Raw genomic sequence first — 2,800 nt, forward strand, 5'->3', positions numbered from 1 at the left:
AGTTACTTTGGGTGCTAATACCACCCTAAGCACATTAAATACAAGCGCAGTCAATACAAATGGCGCAATTTCCTTCATTGCTGCCGTTAATGGAACTGCAGGAACTGAAACGCTCACAGTTGCTAACGGAAGTGGCAATCTGACCTTTGGTTCAACAGTTGGCGCATCAACTGTCTTAGGCTCACTTACTGTTAACGGTGTATCTGGTTCGCCATATCTGCAGACTACTTTATTGCTAGGCAATATCACAACTACCGGCATTCAAAGCTATGGCGGGAATTTAAATCTTTCGGCAAATATCGCCTTAGCTACTACCAACAGTAATGTGACGGTTTCAGGCATTGTTTATCAAAAAGCTATTTTGCAATTTTTGGGTGGCGTAAATGGTAGCTCCTCTAGTGGTGGCTACTCTTACTCCCTAGATGGTGGTAATACATTTGTCTCGGGCACGGCAACATCTACCTCGACATCTATCGTTGGCGTTGGCGCTATAAGCTATAGCAATAGTGCTTACTCATTTACGCCCACAATAACTGCGTCCTCTAATTATCTAGTTGTAGGCGGCGGAGGTGCGGGTGGATCTCAGTTTGGTGGTGGAGGTGGTGCTGGTGGTGTACTGCAATCTAGTTCAACGTTTGTTGGCGGAACTGCTTACTCTATTACTGTTGGTTCTGGCGGCACCATTGCAGCGGGTGCGGGCGGTAATGGTAACAACACTACGATTTCAGGAGGACTCATTACTACCATCACGGCTTATGGTGGTGGTGGCGGTGGATCAAATGTTGGAGGTTCAACTGCACCAAAAAATGGTGGCTCAGGTGGCGGGGCTGCTAATCTCACAACTGATCTAGCCGGCACCGGAACTCTTAATCAAGGTAATGCGGGAGGTAGAACTACGGCTTCTAGCTCGCCAATATGGACAACAGGCGGCGGCGGTGGTGCAGGATCCGTCGGTGTTGCTGGCAACACTACCTCTGCAGGTGCTGGCGGTACTGGCGTACTTAACTCCATTGCTGGATCCAATGTAGGACAGCAAAGTAATGGATCCTATTATGTTGGCGGCGGCGGCGGCGGCGGAAATTATAATATTTCCGGCAGTAACAGTACAAATGGGGTTGGAGGCTTAGGCGGTGGAGGTGCGGGCGCTGTTAACACTGCAACAGCCACATCTGGAAGTAGTAATACTGGTGGCGGCGGAGGCGGTGGTTCGCAAAACTTCTCCCTTACAAATGGCGGTACTGGAGGCTCTGGCGTAGTTGTTTTATCCATTGGCTCAAGTGCCTCGAACTATTCTCTGACTATTACTGGTGGTAGTGGCGCAGTTACTATTGGCGGCTCTTTGTATGTGTTGGCTGGTGTTAACATCAACTCTACTTCTGCCACGAGTGCAATTAGTGGCGCCATCACTGGTCCTACAGCGCTTACTTTCAACAATGCTATCAACTACACTGGATCTAATGGTGGAGTACTTGCTCTTTCAGCAGCAAATACTTATGCAGGCAATACCACCATTGGTGGCGGAACACTTTCACTAAGTTCAGCCGGCAACTTGGGCGGCGGTTCTTATGCTGGCACTATTACTATCGGTAGTGGCGCAGTCTTCAAAGATGCTTCATCTGTTGCGCAAACTATTTCAGGTTCTATTAGTGGCGCTGGATCTATTGTCAAAGATACTTCTACAAGTACTTTGGCTCTGACAAATGCAAATACTCTGACCGGTGGCATCACTATTAATGCTGGAACCCTGCAGATTGGTAATGCGGCCGCCTCTGGTGGTACATCAATCAATAAAAATGCCATCACCATCGCTGCTGGCGCCGCCTTAGATTTGAATGGACAAACGACAAACGCATATAGCTCACTCACATTGAATGGTTCTGGCATCAACAATGCTGGCGCATTAACAAATAGCGCATCAGGATCTGCAAGCTATGCTGGATCTGTAACTCTAAATACTGCTTCTGCGATTGGCAGTGGCACCGGTGCTATCACCATTACTGGTGCGATAACGGATACCAATAATTCTGGATTGGCATTGATTGGTAACAATGCTCTTACTTTAAGTAGCGCAAGCAACGCCTTGTATCAAGTTGCCTCAACAACTGCCTCAAGTGGAGTAGGGGCGATTTCAATTATTAATAATGCTGCCTTAATTATTGGCTCGGTTACGGTAGGAGCAAATACTTATACTGGCCTTAAATCCAGCGGCAATATTTCTGTTCAAACCCTAACTGGCAATCTAACAATTGCTCAATCGGTTGCTTCTAGTAGCGCTTCAGGTTCAGCATCAGCGCCAACATTATTATTTGCAGCCGCTAAAAATGCCGCTGTTGGAGATACTACCTACAACATCATTTTGAGTGGCTCCCCATCAATCACCATGAGTGGTACTGGCGCTATTGCAGATTTTTATTCTGGCTCATCCACAAGCAGCACTGGACTGGCGACTTTCATTAACGCCAAAACAACTAACAGCACCCAAAGTGGTGTAACCACTTCCACGCAGCCTAATACGGCTGGATTTAATGCCCTGTTCCGTGAAAATATTATCTACATTGCGGTGTCCGGAACTAGTGCTTATGGATCTGCAGCTGCGATAACTTATAAAGAGTGTTCGAATTTATCTTGCAGCATATTAGTTGCTAGTCCGCCGACAGTGACAGGCACGGTATCTTGGTTGGAGACGGTTCCTACCTCAAGCTCTAACGTAGGTAGCTATACCTTAACCTATGGATCGGGTTTATCTGCTACGGGTTATGTTTTGGGGGCGGCTACTGCCCAGGCCTACATAATTACTGCT

The 2,800-nt window shown here is 47.4% G+C and carries 1 protein-coding gene; it reads left to right on the top strand.

What is annotated here, in order from left to right; all coding sequences use genetic code 11:
- Nucleotides 1–2,800 (top strand): glycine-rich domain-containing protein (locus AOC28_RS11445; RefSeq protein WP_348534744.1); only part of this gene is annotated, 2,800 nt, incomplete at both ends.

The organism is Polynucleobacter sp. MWH-Adler-W8 (genome assembly GCF_001889925.1).
Classification (GTDB): domain Bacteria; phylum Pseudomonadota; class Gammaproteobacteria; order Burkholderiales; family Burkholderiaceae; genus Polynucleobacter.